Origin of the sequence: Citrobacter farmeri, assembly GCF_019048065.1 — a bacterium.
GTDB lineage: Bacteria > Pseudomonadota > Gammaproteobacteria > Enterobacterales > Enterobacteriaceae > Citrobacter_A > Citrobacter_A farmeri.
The window spans coordinates 1,856,144-1,878,688 of the sequence record NZ_CP077291.1 but is presented as its reverse complement, the minus strand read 5'-3'; the positions used below and the strand labels follow the sequence as shown (position 1 = coordinate 1,878,688).

25 protein-coding genes are annotated in these 22,545 nt (G+C 51.0%); 6 read left to right on the top strand and 19 right to left on the bottom strand.

What is annotated here, in order from left to right:
- Positions 1–51: 51 nt before the first annotated feature.
- The 6 genes from cheW to flhD form a co-directional block, all read right to left on the bottom strand.
- Positions 52–555: a chemotaxis protein CheW gene (cheW, locus tag I6L53_RS08845; RefSeq protein WP_042318363.1), complete on the bottom strand. Its 504-nt coding sequence runs from the start codon at positions 553–555 to the stop codon at positions 52–54.
- Between the two features lie 21 nt (positions 556–576).
- Entirely contained in the window at positions 577–2,598 is a 2,022-nt protein-coding gene (cheA, locus tag I6L53_RS08840) for a chemotaxis protein CheA (RefSeq protein ID WP_042318362.1), read from the bottom strand.
- Positions 2,599–2,602: 4 nt separating this feature from the next.
- A complete protein-coding gene (gene motB / locus I6L53_RS08835) occupies positions 2,603–3,532 on the bottom strand; it encodes a flagellar motor protein MotB (RefSeq protein ID WP_042318361.1) in 930 nt (309 codons plus the stop codon).
- A complete protein-coding gene (motA, locus tag I6L53_RS08830) occupies positions 3,529–4,416 on the bottom strand; it encodes a flagellar motor stator protein MotA (protein ID WP_042318360.1) in 888 nt (295 codons plus the stop codon). Before motA ends, motB begins: the two co-directional genes overlap by 4 nt.
- A gap of 125 nt (positions 4,417–4,541) precedes the next feature.
- Complete coding sequence (gene flhC, locus I6L53_RS08825) at positions 4,542–5,120, bottom strand: flagellar transcriptional regulator FlhC (protein ID WP_042318680.1); 579 nt, start codon at positions 5,118–5,120, stop codon at positions 4,542–4,544.
- 2 nt (positions 5,121–5,122) lie between these two features.
- On the bottom strand, positions 5,123–5,473 hold the full coding sequence (gene flhD, locus I6L53_RS08820; RefSeq protein WP_042318359.1) for a flagellar transcriptional regulator FlhD: 351 nt from the start codon (positions 5,471–5,473) through the stop codon (positions 5,123–5,125).
- 794 nt (positions 5,474–6,267) lie between these two features.
- Between flhD and uspC the strand changes: the two genes are divergently transcribed.
- The gene (gene uspC / locus I6L53_RS08815) at positions 6,268–6,696 is read left to right on the top strand and encodes a universal stress protein UspC (protein WP_042318357.1); all 429 of its coding nucleotides are present in this window, start codon (positions 6,268–6,270) and stop codon (positions 6,694–6,696) included.
- 17 nt (positions 6,697–6,713) lie between these two features.
- Here the strand turns inward: uspC and otsA are convergent, their stop codons facing one another.
- From otsA to I6L53_RS08785, 6 genes are all read right to left on the bottom strand, one after another.
- Positions 6,714–8,135: an alpha,alpha-trehalose-phosphate synthase gene (gene otsA / locus I6L53_RS08810; RefSeq protein ID WP_042318356.1), complete on the bottom strand. Its 1,422-nt coding sequence runs from the start codon at positions 8,133–8,135 to the stop codon at positions 6,714–6,716.
- A complete protein-coding gene (gene otsB, locus I6L53_RS08805) occupies positions 8,110–8,910 on the bottom strand; it encodes a trehalose-phosphatase (protein WP_042318354.1) in 801 nt (266 codons plus the stop codon). The genes otsA and otsB overlap by 26 nt, the downstream gene beginning before the upstream one ends.
- A gap of 165 nt (positions 8,911–9,075) precedes the next feature.
- Positions 9,076–10,068 (bottom strand): arabinose ABC transporter permease AraH, encoded by a 993-nt coding sequence (gene araH, locus I6L53_RS08800; protein WP_042318353.1) that lies wholly within the window; start codon positions 10,066–10,068, stop codon positions 9,076–9,078.
- 14 nt (positions 10,069–10,082) lie between these two features.
- The gene (araG, locus tag I6L53_RS08795) at positions 10,083–11,597 is read right to left on the bottom strand and encodes an arabinose ABC transporter ATP-binding protein AraG (protein WP_042318352.1); all 1,515 of its coding nucleotides are present in this window, start codon (positions 11,595–11,597) and stop codon (positions 10,083–10,085) included.
- A gap of 85 nt (positions 11,598–11,682) precedes the next feature.
- Positions 11,683–12,672 (bottom strand): arabinose ABC transporter substrate-binding protein AraF, encoded by a 990-nt coding sequence (gene araF / locus I6L53_RS08790; RefSeq protein WP_042318351.1) that lies wholly within the window; start codon positions 12,670–12,672, stop codon positions 11,683–11,685.
- Between the two features lie 318 nt (positions 12,673–12,990).
- Positions 12,991–13,548: a DJ-1/PfpI family protein gene (locus tag I6L53_RS08785; RefSeq protein ID WP_042318350.1), complete on the bottom strand. Its 558-nt coding sequence runs from the start codon at positions 13,546–13,548 to the stop codon at positions 12,991–12,993.
- Positions 13,549–14,065: 517 nt separating this feature from the next.
- Here I6L53_RS08785 and I6L53_RS08780 point away from each other — a divergent pair.
- Positions 14,066–14,569 carry a non-heme ferritin-like protein gene (locus I6L53_RS08780; RefSeq protein WP_042318349.1) on the top strand — a complete coding sequence of 168 codons (504 nt, stop codon included), beginning with the start codon at positions 14,066–14,068 and terminating at the stop codon, positions 14,567–14,569.
- A gap of 128 nt (positions 14,570–14,697) precedes the next feature.
- Here the strand turns inward: I6L53_RS08780 and I6L53_RS08775 are convergent, their stop codons facing one another.
- Together I6L53_RS08775 and azuC are read right to left on the bottom strand one after the other, a co-directional pair.
- Positions 14,698–14,949 (bottom strand): DUF2766 family protein, encoded by a 252-nt coding sequence (locus tag I6L53_RS08775; protein WP_042318348.1) that lies wholly within the window; start codon positions 14,947–14,949, stop codon positions 14,698–14,700.
- Between the two features lie 121 nt (positions 14,950–15,070).
- Complete coding sequence (gene azuC / locus I6L53_RS08770; RefSeq protein WP_014229869.1) at positions 15,071–15,154, bottom strand: stress response protein AzuC; 84 nt, start codon at positions 15,152–15,154, stop codon at positions 15,071–15,073.
- A 201-nt stretch (positions 15,155–15,355) separates the two neighbouring features.
- Here azuC and I6L53_RS08765 point away from each other — a divergent pair, with 201 nt between their 5' ends.
- Entirely contained in the window at positions 15,356–16,774 is a 1,419-nt protein-coding gene (locus I6L53_RS08765; protein WP_042318347.1) for an MFS transporter, read from the top strand.
- A 47-nt stretch (positions 16,775–16,821) separates the two neighbouring features.
- On the opposite strand, the gene I6L53_RS08760 is transcribed toward I6L53_RS08765, so the two are convergent.
- Positions 16,822–17,460 carry an RpiB/LacA/LacB family sugar-phosphate isomerase gene (locus I6L53_RS08760; RefSeq protein ID WP_042318346.1) on the bottom strand — a complete coding sequence of 213 codons (639 nt, stop codon included), beginning with the start codon at positions 17,458–17,460 and terminating at the stop codon, positions 16,822–16,824.
- Positions 17,461–17,720: 260 nt separating this feature from the next.
- On the opposite strand from I6L53_RS08760, the gene I6L53_RS08755 reads away from it, so the two are divergent.
- Together I6L53_RS08755 and ftnA are read left to right on the top strand one after the other, a co-directional pair.
- Entirely contained in the window at positions 17,721–18,056 is a 336-nt protein-coding gene (locus tag I6L53_RS08755) for a YecR-like family lipoprotein (protein ID WP_042318345.1), read from the top strand.
- A 182-nt stretch (positions 18,057–18,238) separates the two neighbouring features.
- On the top strand, positions 18,239–18,736 hold the full coding sequence (gene ftnA, locus I6L53_RS08750; protein WP_042318344.1) for a non-heme ferritin: 498 nt from the start codon (positions 18,239–18,241) through the stop codon (positions 18,734–18,736).
- 34 nt (positions 18,737–18,770) lie between these two features.
- On the opposite strand, the gene I6L53_RS08745 is transcribed toward ftnA, so the two are convergent.
- Positions 18,771–19,010: a YecH family metal-binding protein gene (locus I6L53_RS08745; protein ID WP_042318343.1), complete on the bottom strand. Its 240-nt coding sequence runs from the start codon at positions 19,008–19,010 to the stop codon at positions 18,771–18,773.
- Positions 19,011–19,262: 252 nt separating this feature from the next.
- Between I6L53_RS08745 and tyrP the strand changes: the two genes are divergently transcribed.
- Complete coding sequence (tyrP, locus tag I6L53_RS08740; protein WP_276535236.1) at positions 19,263–20,414, top strand: tyrosine transporter TyrP; 1,152 nt, start codon at positions 19,263–19,265, stop codon at positions 20,412–20,414.
- A gap of 46 nt (positions 20,415–20,460) precedes the next feature.
- Here the strand turns inward: tyrP and I6L53_RS08735 are convergent, their stop codons facing one another.
- The 3 genes from I6L53_RS08735 to I6L53_RS08725 all read right to left on the bottom strand — a co-directional run bounded on the left by I6L53_RS08735 (position 20,461) and on the right by I6L53_RS08725 (position 22,438).
- Positions 20,461–21,126 (bottom strand): YecA/YgfB family protein, encoded by a 666-nt coding sequence (locus tag I6L53_RS08735; RefSeq protein ID WP_042318341.1) that lies wholly within the window; start codon positions 21,124–21,126, stop codon positions 20,461–20,463.
- An 80-nt stretch (positions 21,127–21,206) separates the two neighbouring features.
- Positions 21,207–21,668 (bottom strand): hypothetical protein, encoded by a 462-nt coding sequence (locus tag I6L53_RS08730; protein WP_042318340.1) that lies wholly within the window; start codon positions 21,666–21,668, stop codon positions 21,207–21,209.
- Positions 21,665–22,438: a winged helix-turn-helix domain-containing protein gene (locus I6L53_RS08725; protein ID WP_042318339.1), complete on the bottom strand. Its 774-nt coding sequence runs from the start codon at positions 22,436–22,438 to the stop codon at positions 21,665–21,667. Before I6L53_RS08725 ends, I6L53_RS08730 begins: the two co-directional genes overlap by 4 nt.
- Positions 22,439–22,545: the final 107 nt, after the last annotated feature.

The following is a 22,545-nucleotide window of genomic DNA, read 5'->3' as shown; positions in this document are numbered from 1 at the left end:
TACGTTGTGAGTGTAGGCCGGATAAGGCGTTACCGGCATCGGGTAATGCGATTAGGCAACGTGAGAGGCGGCCATATCCAACAGCGCCATTTCGTCACTGTTCAGCAGTTTCTCAATGTTCACCAGGATCAGCATCCGGTCGCCCAGCGCGCCGAGTCCGGTCAGATATTCTGTTGACAGCGTCACGGCAAATTCCGGTGCCGGGCGGATTTGCTCCGCGGTCAGCGACAGCACATCAGACACGCCGTCCACCACGATCCCCACCACGCGCTGTCCCAGATTAAGCACAATCACCACGGTGTTATCGTTATAGTCGACATCGCCCTGACAGAACTTCACGCGCAAATCGACGATCGGTACGATCACGCCGCGCAGGTTCGTTACCCCTTTGATAAAGGAAGGCGTGTTGGCAATGCGCGTGACCTGATCGTAACCACGGATCTCCTGCACTTTCAGGATGTCGATGCCGTACTCTTCCTCTCCCAGCGTAAACACCAGGAATTCCTGACCTGACGGCTCGCCGGCCAGTTTACTTACATTAGTCATACCGGTCATATTTTACCCTTTCTCACTCAATCAGGCGGCGGTGATCGCCATACGTTGTTCGCGATTTAAACCTTGCAGGGCGGAGACATCCACAATCAGTGCGACGCTGCCATCGCCCAGAATAGTGGCCGCTGAGATCCCCGGCACTTTGCGATAATTGCTCTCCAGGTTTTTCACCACCACCTGGTGCTGACCAATCAGTTGATCGACCAACAGTGCGTAACGGCGCCCGCCGCTTTGCAGGATCACCACAATGCCCTGGGTGGCCTCGGTTTTCGCCCCTTCCACTTCGAAGACTTTCCACAACTCGACCAACGGCAAATATTCGCCGCGCACTTCCAGCACGCGCTCGCCCCCGGCCAACGGATGCAGATCATCGTCACGCGGCTGCAGGGATTCCATCACCGCATTCAGCGGCAGAATAAAGACTTCGTCGGCGACGCGCACGGACATGCCGTCGAGGATCGCCAGCGTCAGCGGCAGCAAAATACGAATAGTGGTGCCAGCCCCCTGTTTCGACTGGATTTCAACATGGCCACCCATTTCCTGGATGTTACGTTTCACCACGTCCATGCCCACGCCGCGCCCGGAAACGTCGGTAACCTGCTCGGCGGTCGAGAAGCCAGGAGCAAAAATCAGCATCCCCACTTCGTCATCGGTCATATTTTCATTGACCGCCATCCCCTGGGAGAGCGCCTTCGCCAGAATGCGTTCGCGGTTCAGCCCAGCCCCGTCATCGGTCACTTCGATACAGATATTACCGCCCTGATGCTCTGCCGACAGGATCAGATTACCCACCACATTCTTACCGGATTCCATGCGTTTTTCCGGCAGTTCGATACCGTGGTCAAGGCTGTTACGCACCAGGTGAGTTAACGGATCGATGATGCGTTCAATCAGGCTTTTGTCGAGTTCTGTCGAACTACCGACCAGCGTCAGTTCAACCTGCTTGCCGAGTTTGCCCGCCAGGTCACGCACCAGACGCGGGAAACGGCTAAACACGTACTCCATCGGCATCATACGAATCGACATCACCGATTCCTGTAGATCGCGGGCGTTACGTTGTAACTGACCCATGCTGGTGATGAGATCGCCGTGATTAACCGGGTCGAGTTCGTTTGAACGCTGTGCCAGCATTGACTGGGTGATCACCAGCTCACCGACCAGGTTGATCAACTGATCGACCTTCTCCACCGCGACACGAATGCTGGTGGATTCACTGACGCGCGCCGGTTTTTCCCGCTCTGTGCGCCCGTTTTGCGGTTCACCTGCAACGGCCTTCACCGCAGGAACTGCAACGACAGGTTGTTCGACGGCAACCAGATCAGCCGCTTCCGCCTGCACCACAGGTGCCGTCACGGTCGCCACTTTCTCAAAGGCAATCTGGTCGGCTTCAATTACAAAGCACAGCACGGCGACAACGTCGTCCTCTGCAACATCACCTTCAAGCGTTGCCGCAAGGCTGTCTGCGCCTTTAACCACATCAGATAAGGTGGTCAGATTGCCCAGTTCTTCTTCCAGCAAGGCCACTTCACTGGGTTTCAGACGTGAGAGGACGATGCGCAACTTCTCTTCCTGGGCTGCAACAACTTCTTCAGGCGTCGTGTTGTCGACCACGCTCAGTCGGGCATTCGCCACCACGACCGGTGTGGTTTCGCCTTTCGCTTCCAGCGCTAACTGGCGTAATGCCGTGCAGATGTATTCGAAACTGGCGGCATCCGGCTCTTCCGAACTTTTATAGGCATCGAGCTGTTCCTGCATAATATCTTTCGTTTCCAAAAACAGGTTGATAATGGCGGTATTGAGCTGCATCTCACCGCGACGCGCCTCATCCAGCAGGTTCTCCATCAGATGGGTGGTTTCCTGCAAAATGGTAAAGCCGAACGTGCCGGCTCCCCCTTTGATGGAGTGCGCTGCACGAAAAATGGCATTCAGTTGCTCGGCGTCCGGCGCTTCGGGCACCAGATCGAGCAGATGTTGCTCCATGTCAGCCAACAACTCGTCAGCTTCATCAAAAAAGGTCTGATAAAAATCGCTTATATCCATGCTCACGCTATCACCTCGGATTGGCTGGTGGCGATGTGGGAACGCTTACCTGCGGACTGGCCTCAGGCTGTTGTAATACACTTACCGGCTCGTTCTGGCTTTCAGCGTTTTCATGCAAAATGGCCTGTTCGGACTGTTTGTTCAGTACCAACAGACTGATTCGGCGGTTGATGGCGTCATCCGGACCGCGATCGCTCATACGCATCGTGGCGGCCATGCCGACCACTCGTAATACTTTTCCATCATCCAATCCCCCCTGCACCAGTTCGCGTCGCGACGCATTGGCGCGATCGGCAGAGAGTTCCCAGTTGCTGTAGCCCTTTTCGCCGTTCGCGTAAGGGAAATCATCGGTATGCCCGGACAAGCTGACACGGTTTGGAATACCGTTCAGCACTGGCGCGATTGCGCGCAGAATGTCACGCATGTAGGGCTCGACCTCGGCGCTGCCGGTCTTAAACATCGGGCGATTCTGGCTGTCGATAATCTGGATACGCAGCCCTTCCTGTACCAGATCAATCTTCAGATGCGGGCGCAGTGCACGTAGTTTGGGATCCGATTCGATGAGCTGATCGAGGTCGCCACGCAGTTTGCTCAGGCGATTTTGTTCCATGCGCTTTTTCAGTTCATCGATGTTCGGCTGCTTGTTCACTTCGCCCTGCTGCTGGGTGAAGTCGTCGCCACCACCGGGAATCGGACTCTGGCTATTTGAAATTCGATTCCCTCCCGTTACCGCCGTCGCCAGCGGAGTACGAAAGTATTCGGCAATCTGAATCAGTTCTTTAGGGCTGGAGATGGAAATGAGCCACATCACCAGAAAAAAGGCCATCATGGCGGTCATAAAATCGGCGTAAGCAATCTTCCACGATCCGTGAGCGCCGCCGCCATGCCCCTTATGTTTGCGTCGCTTAACGACGACGATAGGATGAGACCGATTCTTCATGCGCCCTCAGTCGTCTGCTGCTGGTTCGGATTTTTCACTGCACGAACATGCTCTTCCAGCTCAATGAACGACGGACGCTCGCTGGAATACAGCGTTTTACGTCCAAACTCGACGGCGATCGGCGGGGCGTAACCGTTCAGATTAGACAGTAAGGTGATCTTCACGCACTGCATCATTTTGCTGGTTTCCGCGCTCTTCTGGCGCAGGACGCTGGCAAGCGGGGAAATAAAACCATAGGCCAGCAGAATACCGAGGAATGTACCGACCATCGCGTGAGCAATCAGCGAACCCAGCTCTGCGGCGGGTCGGTCAGCGGACGCGAGCGCATGTACCACCCCCATCACTGCCGCAACGATACCAAACGCCGGCAGTGAATCGCCCATCAGCGCCAGGCTGTTGGCCGGCACTTCCGATTCGCTTTCGTGCGTTTCAATCTCTTCGTCCATCAGCGCTTCGATCTCGAAGGTATTCATGTTGCCGCTGATGATCAGGCGCAGGTAATCGACAATGAATTCCAGCATCACCGAGTCGGCCAGAATGCGCGGGTAGCTGGCAAAAATTTCGCTCTCTTTCGGATTCTCGATATCGCGTTCAAGTGAGAACATCCCCTGCTGGCGAGACTTGGCCATCAGGCGATAGAGCAACGCCAGCAGATCCATATACATCGCTTTGGTGTATTTCGAACGGCGAAACAGTAACGGCAGCGCTTTCAGCGTCCCCTTGATGGCTTTACCGTTGTTACCCACGATAAATGCCCCTATTCCCGCGCCACCGATGATGACAAATTCAGCCGGTTGATAGAGTGCCCCCAGGTTTCCGCCGGTCATCATGTAACCACCGAAAACTGTACCAATAACCACCAGGTAACCTAATAAGATAAGCACGACATCATCCTTCCGCTGTTGACTATGACAGGACGTGCAGTCGGGGCGTTAACACGTTGGCGAGGCAAAAAAAAGCAGCGGTAATGAATTACCGCTGCTGGAGTGTTCCGTCCACACCGTATCGGTTAAACAGCCTGTTCGATCTGTTCATCCAGCAGTTGTGGAATAATATCGGCAGCATCCTGGGAAAGTTTACGTCTTTTTACCGCACGGGAAGGCGGCTGGCATAAACTACAGGCAAAACTGCCCGCAGGTTGATGTGCATGGGTAATGAAATTGCCGCCACAGCAGTTACAGCTCGATAACTGAAGCAGTCCACTTTCTACAAAACGCACCAGCGTCCACGCGCGAGTCAACGCCAGCAGTGGCCCGTCTTCACCCTGCGGACACTGCTCGAGGTACAACCGATACGCCTTAATTACCGCATCAACGCCACTGCACAGACCCGTTTTAAGCAAGAACTGCCAGGCATTACAGAACATGGACGCATGAATATTTTGCTCCCATGTCATAAACCAGTCAGTGGAAAACGGCAGCATCCCTTTCGGCGGCGGGCTACCACGAAGTTCTTTGTAGAGCTTGATGAGGCGACCGCGGCTTAACTGCGTTTCGCTTTCCAGCATTTGCAAACGGGCACCCAGAGTGATCAATTCCATCGCTAACTGGATATCACGAGCTTCCTGAACAATGCTTTTTTCACTCATCATCAGGCCCTTTTCTTACGCGCAGTTTCATCAGCCTGATTGACATCACTTAACAGACGAGTAGACAACATGATACCGGTGTGAATTTGCTGGAGATCGTCGACTCTGGAATCCTGAGTCAGACGAGTAATGGTCTGATGACTGTCGAAACGGAAGTGACATACAAGCTGATTCGTTTCTGCCAGTTTTACCATTTGTGGAAGGGTCAGCGCCCCCAGTGAGACCGCCATTTCCTCATTGATCCCGAGACGAAACATGGCGGACGCTTTGTCCTGAACGATTAGACGCTGTGCAAGGAGTAAATATGACAAGTTAATGTCATAAATGTGTTTCAGCAACTCGGATGTATGCATTATTCCCATCCAGAATAACCAACTTTTATTTTTATGCGGTAAAACCGCACCCCGTGATGTCGCCGGGAATTCCCGGTAAAAAAAACAAATAGGTCAAACACATACCTTTACTCAGGCGCTGAAGCATGGACGCACGCGTCACACTGATCCCCTTCTCAGGTTGAAACACGAGCACATGATTTCTTACAAATGCCTAAGATTTTTCCTAAATCGACGCAACTGTACTCGTCACACCCGAGACATACAACAAAGCCACGCTGCGAATTTGGAAAATATGTGATGAACATCACATAAATTAACTTAATCGTTAACATAAATCCATCAGTTGGGCTTTTATTTTGCTGGGAAATTAACCAGTAAAACCTCATTTTATTCTCATTGGTATTAAATCAAATGCCGGATACGGCAGAAGATATTATGTCATCACCGTTAAAGTCACTTAATGAAAGTAATTAATGTGAATTGATCTAACCCCAAACGGAAACTAATTTTTATCCTTACCAAACAATATGTTAATTATCATTTATTTTTTATCAATACATCGCACTTATGATTTCATTGCGATTAATCACAAGAATGAATTTGTTAAACCAAATATTGATTGACTCCGTGATTTGATTTAAGTCAGTAGATTCGGTTAACACTTTTGGTTATTCCTTAGATCCACTTATAAGGAATATTAATGAATAATTATGATAGCCTTCACATTAATGTCATATTGAAGCATTGCAGTTATCAGCGAATCGGAGTAATGCTGAAGAACCATCTCATATTCTTGCAATAAGGAGCGAGTTATGAGCTATACCCACATTCTGGTTGCCGTGGCAGTGACGCCGGAAAGCCAACAACTCCTGGCAAAAGCCGTCTCCATTGCCCGCCCCGTCAACGCACGGATAAGCCTTATCACCCTCGCCTCCGACCCAGAGATATACAATCAATTTGCCGCCCCCATGCTGGAAGATTTACGCGCGGTGATGCATGAGGAGACAACGGATTTTCTTGAAAAACTGGGAAGGGAAGCAGGTTACCCGATCGCCCAGACCTTCATTACCTACGGTGAGTTAAGCGAGCATATTCTGGACGTATGCCGCAAGCATGATGTGGATCTGGTCATCTGCGGCAACCACAACCATAGCTTCTTTTCGCGAGCCTCCTGCTCGGCGAAAAGTGTGGTGAGTTCAAGCCTGGTAGATGTCCTGCTGGTCCCGCTTGAAGGCGATTAATCTCCCTGGAACGTCATTCAGGCCAGCTTAGGAAACGTCGCGACTTTACGTGCCTGAAGACTTTCAGCACTGCGAGGGGTGATCGCCTTTAGATCGCAGATAAACTGCTCCTGCCAGTGATTGATATCGTTTTTCACAATCACTTCCAGCATCTCAGCATGACGCGAAATACGCTCGGCAAGTGGCATGGTGAGCGCGCGATCCAGCGCCGCCGCCACTTCATCGCGGTCGTAAGGATTGACGATCAGCGCTGAGGTCAGCTCATTTGCCGCACCAGCAAACTGTGATAGCACCAGAACGCCAGGATTGGCGGGATCCTGGGCGGCAACGAACTCCTTCGCCACCAGATTCATGCCGTCGCGCAACGGCGTAACCAGCCCTACATCCGACGCACGAAATACCTTCATCAACAATTTACGTTCAAAATGCTGGTTAAGATAATACAGCGGCGTCCAGCCCAATTGCCCGTATTTGCCGTTAATGCGTCCGGCTTCCGTCTCAAGCTGATGACGGATGTCCTGATAGGCCTGCACATCGCCACGCGAAGTGGGCGCAATCTGCGTGTAACGAATTTTTCCATGATGTTGAGGGAATTTCTCCAGCAGCGCCTCATAGGCCTGAAAACGCTCCGGAAGCCCTTTTGAGTAATCAAGTCGCTCAACAGAAAAGATATTCTTCAGATTCTTCAACTCAGCCTTTAGCTGAGCCAGTTTCGGCGGCAGCGGCCCTGACGCCTGGCGGGTAATCTCCTCCGGTTCAATGCCGATAGGATAGACCGCGGTGTGAAAGTGTTTCCCCCATGCCGTGTGGTTCTGCGTATCGCAGGAACTGACTCTTGTCAGGCTGGAGAGACTCTCAAGGAATGCCTGGCGGTCGTTTTCAGTTTGAAAACCCAGCAGATCAAAATCGCACATCTGCTCAAGGAGGATCTCTGACGACGGCAGCGCATTAAAAATTTCCGGTGTGGGGAAAGGAATATGCAGAAAGAAACCGACCCGATTGTTCACGCCGCGCTTACGTAGTTCGCTGGCAAACGGTAGCAGGTGGTAATCATGGATCCAGAGAATATCATCGTCTTTTAGTAGCGGCAGGAGTTTGTCTGCCAGTTGCGCATTTACACGCTGGTAGCCTTCCCAGGCCGTTCGCTGAAAGTTCACCAGATCTAACCGATAGTGAAAGGCTGGCCATAACACCGCGTTAGAGAACTGGTTGTAATACTCTTCATGATCCTTCTCGCTCAGGTTAAACGATGCCCAGGTGATGTTGCCCTTGGTGACCTTTTTTAATGGCTCATCCTCGTTACCCAGTTCGCCACTCCAACCGAACCAAAGCCCTCCAGCCGCTTTCAATGCGCCCAGTATCCCAACGGCCAGGCCGCCTGCACTGGTTTTATTATCCGGAGGCGCTATTCGATTAGATACTACGACTAAACGACTCATTACCATTTCTCCTGTCATTCGTGTTTTTTTCTTGTTGTGCAGTGTAAACAGACTCCAGCCAGCGCCAGACATCTGGCACCCCGGCTAAACGCCATTGCGCCTGCGTCTCCCCCTCTCCTACCTTCACAGAAATACCCCCCGCCTTGTTCACCACATGAAACCCCGATTCATCGGTCAGATCGTCCCCCAGAAAAACAGGGACCCGCCCGGCAAAGGGAGCTTCCCGCATAAACGCGGCTATTGCTTCACCTTTGTTGGTGCCTTTGGGTTTAATTTCGACAACGCACTTCCCTTGCTGAAGCGCAAGCTGCGGCCAGGTCTGCGTAATACGCAGCGCCAGCGCCTGCAGTGCGGCTTCATGCTCCGGCGCCTGTCGGTAATGCAGCGCAAACGCCATTCCTTTCGTCTCAATCTCCGTTCCCGGTAGATGCGACAGCGCCGTATGTAACTGAACGCTGATATCGCGTTCTATTGCCGAAGGGAGATGCACGATATGCATTTTCCCATTGATGTCACGGCGTTCAGCCCCATGCACGCCTGCCAGCGGAAAGCGCCAGGGGGTAGCCAACGCGTCAAGCTCAACCATTGAGCGCCCTGAAATCAATGCCAGAGCCCCTGCGTTGCACTCTGCAAGATAGTGAAGCATCTGAAGGATCGTGGGAGGTATCACCACCTGGTCCGGGTGCGGTTTGAGCTCCGCAAGCGTTCCATCGAGATCAAAAAAATAAGCATATTGTGCGGACGGTTCAGGGGTTACGGTTAACGGTTCTGCCACCCAATACTCCTCCTTAATGTCATGTCGGAGCCGCGCGGATCGCGCCTCATAAGCAAAGGTAAGTATAGACAGTGTGACAATGCTCGCCATTTCAGAAGACAATTGCCAGCCGGGCTAGCGGCTGGCAAAGGTGGGGAACTAGACTAAAAAGTTAGGCGTTTTTTATCAGACCGTACGCTTCGCTTTTTGTTTGTAACGGTCGAAGATCACCGCAGCCAGTAGGATCAGGCCGCGTACAACGTACTGGGCGAAAGGCGAAATATTCAGCAGGTTCATCGCATTCTCAACGGTGCCCAGGATCAGGACGCCCGCCACCACATATGAGATTTTTCCGATGCCGCCCTTCAGGGAAACGCCACCTAACACGCAGGCAGAGATGACTATCAGTTCATAGCCAATGGAGGTCATCGGCTGTCCGCTTGTCATACGCGAGGCAAGGATAATCCCGGCGGCCGCAGAGACCAGACCGGAAAGTACGAAAATAATGATCTTAGTGCGCACCACCGGAACCCCAGCCAGACGCGCCGCTTCTTCGTTGCCCCCAATCGCCAGCGTGTTACGCCCAAAAGTGGTTTTGTTTAACAACAAGCCAAAGATAATCAGGCAGCCTACCGTGAGCCAGATTGGTGCCGGTAAGCCAAACCAGTTGGCGTAGCCAAGGGTAAAGAAGCGCTCGTCTTCAATTCCCACCGCTTTACCGTCGGAAATGATATACGCCAGGCCACGGACAATTTGCATCGTTGCCAGCGTGGTGATCAGGGCGTTGATCTTCAACCGCGCAATTACGAAGCCGTTGACCAGACCACACAGTACCCCCAACAACAGGCCCGCGCCCACGCCAATCCACAGGCTTTCGGTCATATTGATGACCACTGCCGTGGTCACGCCGGCACAGGCGATCACCGACGCCACCGACAGGTCGAAATCTCCTGAGGCCAGGCAGAACAACATGCCGCAGGCCACCATGCCCGACATGGAGATCGCCAGCCCCAGCCCTTTCATATTGATGAATGTCGCGAAGTTCGGCACAAAAATGGCGCAGGCCAGGAACAGGACGGCGAACACCACCAACATGCCATACTGGTCCCAGATACGTCCCAGGCTAAAGGGTGATGGCGACTTTGGCGCGCCCGATCCGGAAGTAGTTACGGAAGACATCATTCTCTCCTTTCTCAGGCGACAGCCTGGCTGACTTTAGGCATAGCGAGGCTCAGCGCCTGGCGTTCATCCGCCTGTTCGTGAAGTAATTCCCCGGCGATCTCCCCTTCCCGCATCACCACAATGCGGTCTGCCACGCCGAGGACTTCCGGCAGGTCACTGGAGGCGAACAGCACGGCAACGCCGCGCGCGGCCAGGGCATAAATAACGTTATAAATTTCGTGCTTCGCACCAACGTCAATCCCGCGCGTCGGTTCGTCGAGCAAAATTACCTTCATCTCTTCCGACAGCCAGCGACCGAGAATTGCCTTTTGCTGGTTACCCCCGGAGAGGTTCATGATTAACTGCTCCGCACCGGGCGTTTTAATGTTCAGCGAGCGAATGTGATGGTCGGCATTGGTCTCTTCCCATCCATTGTTGATCACGCATCCGCCAAGCACATGCTTGCGCCGGGCGCTGATGTTGATGTTGTCGCGTACCGAATGCACAGGGATGATCCCCTCTGCCTTCCGGTCTTCCGGACACAGCATCATTCCTGCCGCAATAGCATTCGCTGGCTTGCGGATATCAATCGGTTTTTCGTCGATATACACCTGCCCTTTGCTGATGCGGGTGCCACCAAATAATCCTTTCATCAACTCGCTGCGACCCGCCCCCACCAGGCCAAACAGCCCAACGATTTCGCCGCTGCGTACCGTGAGGCTGATGGGCGTACGCACGCCCTGCGCTTTTACCTCATGCAGACGCAGGCGTTCTGCGCCATAAGGCCGTGATTGCCAGCCGTAAATATCGCCCAGATCGCGCCCTACCATCGCCTGCACCAGCGCATCGTGGTTGACCTGCTGCATATCGGTAAAAGTCTTCACGTAGCGGCCATCTTTAAACACGGTAATCGCATCGCTGAGGGCGAAGATTTCCTCCATGCGGTGCGAGACATACAGAATGACCCGCCCCTCTTTACGCAGTTCGCGGATCACCCGGAACAGGTTCTCTATCTCCCTTGCGGAGAGCGAGCTGGTCGGCTCGTCGAAGGCGATGATCTTGGCGTTACGCGCCAGCGCTTTGGCGATTTCCACCATCTGCCACTGGCCGATTGAGAGATACTTCAGAGGGGTTGCGGGGTCGATATCCATCCCCAGATGTTTAAGTTGCAGCCCCGCTTCATAATTGAGCAGAGTGCGGTTCACAATGCCGCCTTTATGCGGAAGCTGACCGAGATAGATATTCTCGGCAACGGTCATCTCCGGCACGAGATGTAATTCCTGGTAAATAATGGCAACGCCGGCATTCAGCGCGGCGGTGGTATCCGCGAAGCTCATTTCCTGCCCGCGAATCGCCAAAGAGCCCGTGGTTGGCGCATAGTTACCGCTGAGAATTTTTAAGAGTGTGGATTTCCCGGCGCCATTTTCACCCATCAGCGCATGCACCTGACCGGCGTAACAGTCAAAACTGATATCCGTAAGTGCTTTAACGCCGGGGAAGGTTTTACCAATGCCGCGAAATGAGAGATACGGGGTAGACTGTTGCATAACGTCTCCGTGAGTCAGTATCGTTCTAACCGGTTGCCGGATGGCAGCATGAACAATGCCATCCGGCTTTTCACTTGCTGTCGTATTACTTACCGCCTAACCCTTTTTTCGCCAGTTCCTCTTTAAAGTTTTCACGAGTGATCAGCACGACATCGGTCACTTCGGTAAATGCTGGTGGCTCAGCACCTTTGGTCACCCAGTTGTAGAGCATTTCACTGGATTTATAACCGTGAACGTCCGGGCTTGGCAGCAGTGAGCCGAAGAAACCGGTCGCCTGCGCTTTTGACAGTTCGCTCACCGCGTCAACGCCGTTGATGCCAATGCCGATCACGTCCGCGGCTTTGAAACCCTGGCCTTCAGTGGCGCGCACGCCGCCCAGTACGGTGTTATCGTTCATGCCGACAATCAGCCAATGTTTCACTTCAGGGTGCTGAACCAGCATGGAGTTGGCGGCATCAAATGCGCCAGGGATATCGTTAGATTTGGTTGGAACCTGGTAGATCTGTTTTTCCGGGAAACCCGCGGCTTTCAGCGCTTCCATGGAACCCGACGTACGACGACGTGCGGTATCCAGTTCGTTAGCCGTAATCGCCATCACCGCGCTCTCTTTGACGTCCCAGCCACGCTTTTGCATCTCTTTATACAGTTCCTGGCCCTGACGTTCGCCGATTTTGGTCGCGGCCATCATCACCAGCGGGACCGTATCCATCGGTTTACCTTTGGCGTTAACGAACTGATCGTCCACGGCGATGACTTTCATATCGTAGCCGCGCGCTTTAGCAACAATAGCGGAGCCCAGTTTCGGGTCAGGGGTGCAAATAACAAACCCCTTCGCTCCACTTGCCGCCAGACTGTCGATCGCATTCAGGGTCTTTTCACCGTCTGGCACTGCAATTTTAATGACTTCAAAGCCCAGATCTTTCCCGGCTTTATCGGCAAATTTCCACTCTGTCTGGAACCAGGGCTCTTCCGGTTGTTTCACCAGGAAACCCAGCTTCATCGATTCTGCGATAGCGGATTGTGACATAACGGCAGCAAGACCGATGGCTGCCAGCGCTTTAGTGAATTTGTGCATGGTTAACTCCAGCTTTAGCGTCATTTTATGTAGGGTAATATTTAACGGCTTTGTGTAATTCAGACGAAAAACAAGGCATTACTAAACAGACTTAAGATAAATGCCGGTTCTGGAATAGTTGTAGCGGGAAATTGATTCTCCATAGGAGAGCGGCATCACACCGCAGAATTACAGTAATTGCGTACATAAATTCAGCGGAAAATGACATAAGAAAGGGGGGATTTGTCAGACAAATAAAAAGTGGCGTAGCACATTAGTCCATAAGGTCAGCTCACAAATCCTTGTTCCCGAATACGTCTGCATTCGGGAACAAACGGATTACCACGGATAATAGATATGGTCGGCGTGATCGCGGACCGGTTTGTCATCACCTAATAAACGGGCTGACAACGTCAGGGCAAAATCAAAAATATGGCCTAAGCCTTTACCGCTCAGGAGATGACCATCCAGCACCACAGGCGCATCAACGTAGATCCCGTCGGTCACCGTTTCATAGAGATCGCCTGAACAGACATAGCGACGCCCTTTCAGTAAGCCATTGCCACCTAATACACGTGCGGCCGCTGAGCAAATGGGGCAAATCAATTTCCCGGCAGCATCATGACGCGAGATGAACTCAACAACCTGCGGATTCGCCGCAAGATTCACGCTACCCTGAGGTCCACCCGGAAGCACCACCGCGTCATACAGGTTCTCCCGCTGCCCCACCAGGGTGTAATCGGCCACCATTGGAACATCGTGATAACTCACCACGGCGCGAGACTCCGCGCAGGCCAGTGTGTCAACGTCGATATTCAGACGACGCAAGATATCAATCGTGACGATCGCTTCCGCTTCTTCGAAACCTGATGCCAGCAAGACTGCCACTCTTGTCATTCACCATCCCTCATTTATTACATGCTGATAACACCGAAAATGACGAATTAATCATTCGGTTATAATTAAACACGCTGTCGCCGCCCTGATTTCCGCAAGAGATAAGCTGGGTTATTTCGGCCAAAACCGTTTCACAGGATTATTATCGCGGCAGGGACGGAAGAAATTATCAATAATCTGATATTACCATGCGAAATCATTCCGTTTTGTGACTTGAAACACCATTTCAAAACTAACAAATAAATCATTTAACCATTAAATCAAAGAGATATATAAATTCACATTATGTTTACCCGTGGCAACATGATGTATTAGCTTCAGTAATATGTAAAAAATCATAAATAACGCCATTTAAGGATTTTCTTATTCCTTTGATGAGGGTAAGCTTATTTTCGATTCGCAACGAAATTGACTCTTCGATCACATAATGGACCGGCGGAATGGATTTATTCTGCTAACAGTAAGTTGTGCACCTTGGCTTTGCACACCCCTTCTATCAGGAAATAAGGATATTGATATGGCTGCAGTTGGAATGGTACACAAACTCAACAATCAAATGAATCTTGAGTTTTATGCTTCCAATCTCTACCTCCATCTGAGTGAGTGGTGTTCCGAACACCGTCTGATGGGTACTGCGACTTTCTTACGTACTCAGGCTCAGAGTAACGTCACCCAAATGATGCGCATGTTTAACTTCATGAAAAATGCGGGGGCAAATCCCGTCGTTAAGGCCATCGACGTACAGGGTGAGGATTTACATTCGCTGGAAGAGCTGTTTCAGAAAACGATAGATGATTATGAACAACGGGCCAGCACGCTTTCGCAACTGACCAACGAAGCTGAAGCGCTGAATGATGCTCCAACCCTCGATTTTCTCCACGATCTGGAAAAAGAACAGCAGCAAGATGGACTGTTGTTGCAAACTATTCTTGATGAAGTGCGTAGCGCCAAACGCGCAGGACTGTGTCCGGCACAGACCGATCAGCACGTACTCAACGTCGTCAATTACCAACAGCATTAATTGACCCTGTCATTGGCCTGCATTTCACTCCCCTGCAGGCCAATTAGCAAAGTCCTTTCAGCCTGATGCCTCCCACTTTGGGGAGGTATCGCAAAAAGTATTTCTAAAATCTAAAACAACGGTTTATTTTAGTGGGCTTCGCCCTGCGGCGTGAATTTCAGTTCAATCAGCGCGATCGCTTTCTGGATAGCGCGTAACGTGACGGGATCGGCAGCAGCGGGATGCGTTGAAAAATCAATATTTTTCAGTTGACTGGTCATTTTTTCGCGAACTTCGACGGGAGCAATCACGTCGAGAACATCGAGAATTTGTTTTATGACGAGCTGGCAGGCAACAACGTCAGAGACCAGTTCCTGATCGGCATTCAGCGGTTGGGACATAGTATGCGTTCCTGATAATGTTGAAAGGCCGTCATAGTACCGATTCAGACGCCGAAACGATAGCCAGACTTGCCACCGCATGAAACAGGCATAAAAAAACCTGCCGAAGCAGGTTTTTTCATCAGAACATAGCGCCTGGCGGTACGTCTTTGAAAGTTTTGCAATAATTTTCAAACATGCTTTTCAGGATTTTGCGCAATTTCATGGCATGGCTCCAACTATGTTGTTATGCAGGTGTTACTGTCTGTGCGCATATAATATGATCACCATCACAAAAATCAACTAATTTGTGATGTGAATCACATTTTTAAGCTTATGTACTTTTCCATTTTTGCCTGTTTAGCTGGTAAATCAGTCATCTACGTCATCATCCGTTCCGGTAAAGGTTTATAGTGGCAAGAACAAGATGCAAGAAGATCGAAATGTAGAAAGCAAACGCGGTATCTCCCCTGCCGCTCTGCTCGTCGCCGGGGCGTTTTTCATGGAGTTTATTGACGGCACGGTGATCGCGACCGCCCTGCCCGATATGGCCAAAAGTTTCGGTGTTCAGGCGGTTGATTTAAATATTGGTATCAGCGCCTATCTGATTACCCTCGCGGTACTCATCCCGGCCAGCGGTTGGATAGCTGACCGTTTTGGCGCGCGCAAAATCTTTACGCTTGCCCTCGCTATTTTCACCCTCGCGTCAGTGCTGTGCGGCCTTTCCACGACGCTGGAGAGTTTCCTGGCAATGCGTATCCTGCAGGGTGTGGGTGGCGCACTCATGGTTCCGGTGGGTCGCTTAGCGGTATTGCGCACCACGCCAAAACATCAGTTAATTACGGCTATCGCCACCTTAACCTGGCCTGCACTGGTTGCCCCCATTATTGGCCCACCACTCGGCGGCTTTATCACCAGCTATGCCAACTGGCGCTGGATTTTTTTTATTAACGTGCCGCTGGGGCTGCTGGCGATCGTACTGGCGCTGCGATTTATTCCCACTATCCGCGATGACGATCGGCGTCCTTTCGATCTTGCTGGTTTCATCGCCACCGCCATCGCGATGGTCAGCCTGGTCTATGCGATGGAGTTACTGGGCGCCCAACATCCCGAAGGCGTATTGACGATAGCTCTGCTGGCGCTTGGCGTGGGAACATTTGCCTTTTCTTTGCGCCATTTCCGTCGAGCAGACTATCCCATGATTCGCCTCGACGCCCTGCAGGTGCCAACGTTTCGCGTCACCATGTACGGAGGCTCGCTGTTCCGCGCCTCAATCAGCGCTGTGCCTTTTCTTTTGCCGCTCATGTTTCAGGTGGGTTTTGGCATGAATGCCTTTCAGGCCGGTTCACTGGTTCTGGCGGTGTTTGTCGGCAATCTGACGATTAAGCCCGCGACCACGCCGCTTATCCGCTGGTTAGGCTTTAAAAAGCTACTGTTGATTAACGGCGCGCTCAATGTGCTGGCGCTACTCGCCTGCGCGCTACTCACCCCCTCGACTCCCGTCTGGCTTATTCTGCTGATACTGTACCTTGGTGGCGTCTTCCGTTCGATTCAGTTTACCGGTATCAGCACGCTGGCTTTCGCAGACGTTCCTTCCGTCCAGATGAGTTATGCGAATACCTTGTTCAGCACCGCCACACAGCTGGCCGTTGGACTGGGGATTTCACTGGGTGCAATCGGTATTCGTATTGGCGCGAATGTGAGTGAATGGCTGGGAATAAACGCAGTTCCTGGCATCAGCTTTCGTCTGGCATTTGTGGCCATCGCGCTTATTTGCCTGATTGGCATGGTGGATACGTTGCGGCTGGCGAAAGATGCGGGGAGCGCGGTGTCTGTAAGACAGTAATGTGTGAAGCCGGAAGCGCATTGCGCCATCCGGCTTTTCAGCAAAGATTACCCGAGGATTTCGCGAACAAACGCTTCAATCTCTTTACTCTGACCATTTTCAAAGAAACACTGCTGGAAACGCTGACCGGAAACCGCTGTCTTCACCAGTTCCGGATCGATCGCGCGCAGTGTATCAAGATAGTTGTCTTTAACGACTGCCGCTTTAACCTGATTGAGAATTCCTGCGTTACGCACCTGCGGTTCTTTACGCTCTGGCGGATAACCTTCGCCGTTACGGCCGGTAAAGGCTTTCTCAAAGATAAAGCGCACGTTCAGTTCTGCTCCCCAGCCAAATCCTTTCGCAAATGGCAGAGACAGCGCATTACCATTGTTAATCTGCGCAAACAGGAACGCATCCGCCGGATCGATGCAATAACCGCACACCACCCCCGGATGGATGTTCAGCGACATCAGCGCCCCCTGGCCTGTACCACAACCGGTCACGACGAAATCAACCGCTTTTGAATTTAGCAGAATGCTGGCCATGATGCCGAGATGGATGTAGGTCAGATGGTGGTCATTCTCGTCGCTCATCCCGACGTTGAAAACCGGAAAGCCCTTTTCATCGGCAACCGCTTTAAGTTCGCGGTAAATGATGGCGTTTTTGCCCGCCTGGCTGTTTTCCATCATCAATGCAATTTTCATTCTGTCTTCTCCTGAATGCGATGCGGGAAGTCCCGTCTTGAATCAATCACGATACCGCACAGTACTACTTAGCAAACATACTTTCAAATTTTATGAAAGATAGTTTTAAAAATGAAGAGCGGTTTCACATTTTCGTCCACTGACCGCAAAACACCCTCCGTCGTGTGGATTAGTCGCTGCTGATCTATAAGTTATTCAGGCCATTGAAACGCCGCTGCGTGAATTAGGATAGCGTATCACCGAACATTCAGAGCGATACCATGAAGACTCTTTTTATTGCCCTCTCACTGATACTCCTGACCGGATGCACGATCAACAGACAGGCGCAGGTGAGTGATGCCAGCGCGACAACCGGCGTGGTACGGTTGAGTTACGATCAGGCGATGCTGCAAAATGCCCATACCGATAACTATATCGCCCAGGGTACTGCCACGCGTGCGTGTCAGCAGTTAGGCTATGCCAGCGCCATGCCATTCGGTCAACCCGTCAGCACCTGTAGCGTTTATGCCGGATCGCTGTGTATGAACACAAAAATCACACTCTCCTGGCAATGTCAGGGCGTCGCCATTTCGCAAACGGTTCCTCATTATTATTAATTTATGGGCCAGTATTGGCTGGCCTGATTTATCAGACGCTGATTATATTAAACCGCAAATGCGTTTTATTCCCATTCGTATTTTTAATAATTAAATTTATTATTTTACCTTTTGCAAATATTTAAATAACAAATTATAGTGACGCCACATCAACATATTTATGAATTTTGTGGAGCGAAGTCATGCTGAAAACAGAAATGATCGACAAACTGAATGAGCAAATGAACCTGGAATTATATTCCTCCCTGCTCTATCAGCAGATGAGTGCCTGGTGCAGCTACCACAGCTTTGAAGGGGCCGCCGCGTTCCTGCGTCGCCATGCGCAGGAAGAGATGACCCATATGCAGCGCCTGTTCGACTATCTGACCGATACCGGCAGCTTGCCACGTATTAATACCGTTTCATCGCCTTTTGCAGAATATGCTTCGCTGGACGAATTATTCCGCGTGACCTACGAACACGAGCAGTTGATCACCCAGAAAATTAACGAACTGGCGCATGCCGCGATGACCAGTCAGGATTATCCGACCTTTAATTTCCTGCAATGGTATGTTGCCGAACAGCATGAAGAAGAGAAATTGTTTAAATCGGTGATTGATAAATTAACGCTGGCAGGGAAAAGCGGCGAAGGTTTGTATTTTATCGATAAAGAATTGTCGACGCTTGATACTGCAAATTAATTGTAAACGGTGAGGAACCTTCCTCACCGTTTTCTTAATGACGGCAGATTTTACTTTCGTGCGTAGAGAAACCGTCATCCTGAGCAATAAACTTCCCTTTCGCTGCCAGAAATGCCACCAGTTCTCCGGCCGTCATGTCCGACGCTGAACAGGTATGAAAACGCACCGCTTCACCAAACCGGGTCTTAATCGCAGCTTCCAGACTTGCCGTTGTATATTGCTCGCCTGACTCAAGCATCATATTCAACACTTCATGACCGTGAACAGAATCCATCATTCCTCCTCAATAAAGTGCGTAGCCTACGACGATATGAAATCGGCTGTTTTGCGCTAACGCAGGTTGCGGGCATTCAATGGTGTAAATATTTTTGTACAGCTCATGTAACGGTCATTTGACGAAAATAACGTTTTGCCTTACCCTGCGCCGCAGATCTAACTATTGTTTATCTCCGGGATAGTGTAAAGCGTGAAGAATAGAACTCTGGGAAGTGTTTTTATCGTGGCGGGCACCACGATTGGCGCAGGGATGTTGGCGATGCCTCTGGCTGCTGCCGGGGTCGGTTTTGGCGTCACTTTTGCGTTATTGATTGGGCTGTGGGCGTTGATGTGTTACACCGCGCTGTTGCTGCTTGAAGTGTATCAGCACGTCCCGGCAGACACCGGACTGGGCTCGCTGGCAAAACGCTACCTGGGACGCTATGGCCAGTGGATAACCGGCTTCAGTATGATGTTCCTGATGTACGCGCTGACGGCAGCCTATATCAGCGGTGCGGGGGAATTGCTCGCCTCCAGTATCAGCGACTGGACCGGGACGCAGATGTCGCCCACCACTGGCGTGCTGCTGTTCACCTTTGTTGCCGGTGGCGTAGTGTGTGTAGGCACCTCGCTGGTCGATCTGTTTAACCGTTTTTTGTTCAGCGCCAAGATCATCTTCCTGGTGGTGATGCTGGCGCTGTTGATGCCGCACATTCATAAGGTCAATCTCCTGACCCTGCCGCTTGAGCAAGGGCTTGCGCTTTCAGCTATCCCTGTCATCTTTACCTCTTTTGGCTTCCACGGCAGTGTACCCAGTATCGTGAGCTACATGGAAGGCAACATCCGCAAACTGCGTTGGGTATTTATCACAGGTAGCGCGATTCCATTAGTGGCCTATATCTTCTGGCAGTTGGCAACGCTGGGCAGCATCGACTCCACGACGTTTATGGGGCTACTGGCAAATCATGCCGGACTGAATGGTTTGCTGCAGGCGCTACGGGAAGTTGTTGCCTCGCCGCACGTTGAACTGGCGGTGCATCTTTTTGCTGACTTAGCACTGGCGACGTCCTTCCTCGGCGTTGCGCTGGGGCTGTTCGATTATCTGGCCGATCTGTTTCAACGCCGCAATACGGCGTCAGGCCGGATGCAAACGGGCGCAATTACCTTTCTGCCGCCGCTGGCCTTCGCCCTCTTTTATCCGCGTGGATTTGTGATGGCGCTGGGCTATGCCGGGGTCGCACTGGCGGTACTGGCGCTGATTATCCCTTCACTACTGGCATGGCACAGCCGCAAACAGAATCCTCAGGCAGGCTACCGCGTACGGGGCGGACGCCCGGCCTTAGTACTGGTGTTTACGTGTGGCATTGTGGTGATAGGCGTGCAGTTTTTGATTGCTGCCGGAGTACTGCCCGAGGTGGGATAACAACATTGAGTGAACAGAAAGGGGCGTTAGCCCCTCTCTGTTTGTGCTAGTGCAGACAACACTGCTTATATTTTTTGCCACTTCCACACGGACATGGATCGTTTCGACCCACTTTCACCTCCGCTTTCACCGGCATCTGCACTGGCGTTTCCTGCGGGTGTGCCATCCAGTAAGCGTGAAGATCCAGCGCAGCGAGACGAATCGCCTCAACGCTCTCTTCAAACGCTTCCGGGGTCAATTTCTCAACCACCGCGAAATTCTCTTCTGTGCCGTGCAGCGCAATAGCGTCCAGAGCCGGTTTCAGGGTGTCTGGTAATGCAGACCAGTCAGAAAGCGCGACGCCACGCATGTAGCCAAAGCACCACTCTTCCACAATGGTAATCTCACGCCCTTCAATTTCGCGCAGACCAAATAGCGGTTCAAACTGCTCCGGGAAATCATTCAGCCGGTCAGCGGTGTCCGCCATATGCTGGAAAGCGAGATTCATAAAGCGCGTCATCTCTTTTTCAGAGGACCAGCGCGGCACATATTGCGCTCCACCCCATACGGCAACCAGCCACTGCTCTGGTTCAATTTCACGTGGTGAACTGAGAACAGCCGTCAGCAGCCCATCCAGTTCGGCCACGTCCAGAATGGCATGCTCGGTGTTGTACTTGGTCAGTACATCATCCAGCCATTCCAGTTCACTTTCGTTCAACGGTCCCGTTTTCATCATGCTTGTCCTCGGTAAACACTCTCGCCAGCGGCTATCTTACATGGCGAACGAGGAAACGGATACTGAATGCCGCGCGATCATTTCTTCCTACAAAACAGATATGGCACATTGGCATTTGAAAAGACATATGCTGATTGATATTCATCCACGGTCAGGGTTAATTCCCCCCCGGTCTTAAGATAAAACCGGGATAATATCTTTTCGAATTCTGCATCATTAACGGTATCGGAAAAGGTTTTGACAATGCGGACCGCATGTAAAATCCGCGTTCTGAACTGTTGGGTATAATTAAAATAGACCAGTCGATTCACGTTAATGCGCTCCCCACCAATTTTTCCCGTAATGACAGCCAGTCCTCCTTTCTTATGCATTTGAAAGGAAACTGCGCCAACAAAACGCGCATCGTCAACATTCCAGTCTGCATCACCGATGCAGTCCAGATATGAAGGTTTGAAGAGCATGTAAAACAGAAAAGCGCCGGAAAGAATTGTCGTACTGAAAAACATGATAAGGAGTAGCACAGCCCTATTTTTACTCATAGGCTCCGACTCCAGAAAAAATAAGATGAACAAAATGCCTCGGTGTCAAACCGAACATCTTTGTTACAGACAAATGCCGCAGTACGTCCCGTTTTAGCATAGCCCGTAAGAAAGATATAATTATTATCCCGGCAAAAAAGCGCATGCTTTTTTATTAGCTCATAGTAATTCTCAGTGACTGACTGCGTCACCTCATAATAGACATTACAGGCATGGTCTGTCTTTTTATCCATGGGCATCGTCACAAAATTCTGAAATGGCATAGTCAATCGACTCTGATAAATAAATATGCAATTTATTACCGTCACGATAAAGAAAAAAGATATTCCAATATTTACCCCACAGGATTTTCTTTTTAGCATCTTTTCGGACAATACATTATCGCTCATCACCGGCTTGATTGATGGACGTTCAGTAATAGCAACGTTATGAAGATCAAACGGCTCAATCAGAATTGTTGATGATAAGGTTAATCCTTGTCGGGAAATGGTTTTTACCATGTTTCTCGGTAAACCTACCTCTTCGAGTGCCTTACGCAGTGTTAAAATAGTCTGATAAAACGTATTTGGCATCGTCACAACATCACGCTCTTTCCAGCCTTGTTCAACCAGTTCTTTCTGCGCGATAACTACACCCTGATTCAGGATAAGATAAAGAAAACAGGTTGCAGCGGGCTGCTGTAGGTAAACAACATCTCCCGTCAATTGATTTTTCAGGCCTCGTGTCTGCGGATTGAACTCTACCACTCCATTTATTAAGTACAATGTCATCACCATATCCTTTGGATATCCCCACAAAAACGGTTCTTAATCATAAATACCGTTCACACGATCAAGGCTTCAGTTTTTCAAGGTACGATTTAATTCATTTTGTAATT

Excerpts from the sequence above, each read along its gene's own strand:
- cheW (WP_042318363.1), bottom strand. The coding sequence starts at position 555 with ATGACCGGTATGACTAATGTAAGTAAACTGGCCGGCGAGCCGTCAGGT.
- motB (WP_042318361.1), bottom strand. The coding sequence starts at position 3,532 with ATGAAGAATCGGTCTCATCCTATCGTCGTCGTTAAGCGACGCAAACAT.
- flhC (WP_042318680.1), bottom strand. The coding sequence starts at position 5,120 with ATGAGTGAAAAAAGCATTGTTCAGGAAGCTCGTGATATCCAGTTAGCG.
- flhD (WP_042318359.1), bottom strand. The coding sequence starts at position 5,473 with ATGCATACATCCGAGTTGCTGAAACACATTTATGACATTAACTTGTCA.
- uspC (WP_042318357.1), top strand. The coding sequence starts at position 6,268 with ATGAGCTATACCCACATTCTGGTTGCCGTGGCAGTGACGCCGGAAAGC.
- otsA (WP_042318356.1), bottom strand. The coding sequence starts at position 8,135 with ATGAGTCGTTTAGTCGTAGTATCTAATCGAATAGCGCCTCCGGATAAT.
- araH (WP_042318353.1), bottom strand. The coding sequence starts at position 10,068 with ATGTCTTCCGTAACTACTTCCGGATCGGGCGCGCCAAAGTCGCCATCA.
- araG (WP_042318352.1), bottom strand. The coding sequence starts at position 11,597 with ATGCAACAGTCTACCCCGTATCTCTCATTTCGCGGCATTGGTAAAACC.
- araF (WP_042318351.1), bottom strand. The coding sequence starts at position 12,672 with ATGCACAAATTCACTAAAGCGCTGGCAGCCATCGGTCTTGCTGCCGTT.
- I6L53_RS08785 (WP_042318350.1), bottom strand. The coding sequence starts at position 13,548 with ATGACAAGAGTGGCAGTCTTGCTGGCATCAGGTTTCGAAGAAGCGGAA.
- I6L53_RS08780 (WP_042318349.1), top strand. The coding sequence starts at position 14,066 with ATGGCTGCAGTTGGAATGGTACACAAACTCAACAATCAAATGAATCTT.
- I6L53_RS08775 (WP_042318348.1), bottom strand. The coding sequence starts at position 14,949 with ATGTCCCAACCGCTGAATGCCGATCAGGAACTGGTCTCTGACGTTGTT.
- azuC (WP_014229869.1), bottom strand. The coding sequence starts at position 15,154 with ATGAAATTGCGCAAAATCCTGAAAAGCATGTTTGAAAATTATTGCAAA.
- I6L53_RS08765 (WP_042318347.1), top strand. The coding sequence starts at position 15,356 with ATGCAAGAAGATCGAAATGTAGAAAGCAAACGCGGTATCTCCCCTGCC.
- I6L53_RS08760 (WP_042318346.1), bottom strand. The coding sequence starts at position 17,460 with ATGAAAATTGCATTGATGATGGAAAACAGCCAGGCGGGCAAAAACGCC.
- I6L53_RS08755 (WP_042318345.1), top strand. The coding sequence starts at position 17,721 with ATGAAGACTCTTTTTATTGCCCTCTCACTGATACTCCTGACCGGATGC.
- ftnA (WP_042318344.1), top strand. The coding sequence starts at position 18,239 with ATGCTGAAAACAGAAATGATCGACAAACTGAATGAGCAAATGAACCTG.
- I6L53_RS08745 (WP_042318343.1), bottom strand. The coding sequence starts at position 19,010 with ATGGATTCTGTTCACGGTCATGAAGTGTTGAATATGATGCTTGAGTCA.
- tyrP (WP_276535236.1), top strand. The coding sequence starts at position 19,263 with ATGTTGGCGATGCCTCTGGCTGCTGCCGGGGTCGGTTTTGGCGTCACT.
- I6L53_RS08735 (WP_042318341.1), bottom strand. The coding sequence starts at position 21,126 with ATGAAAACGGGACCGTTGAACGAAAGTGAACTGGAATGGCTGGATGAT.
- I6L53_RS08730 (WP_042318340.1), bottom strand. The coding sequence starts at position 21,668 with ATGAGTAAAAATAGGGCTGTGCTACTCCTTATCATGTTTTTCAGTACG.
- I6L53_RS08725 (WP_042318339.1), bottom strand. The coding sequence starts at position 22,438 with ATGACATTGTACTTAATAAATGGAGTGGTAGAGTTCAATCCGCAGACA.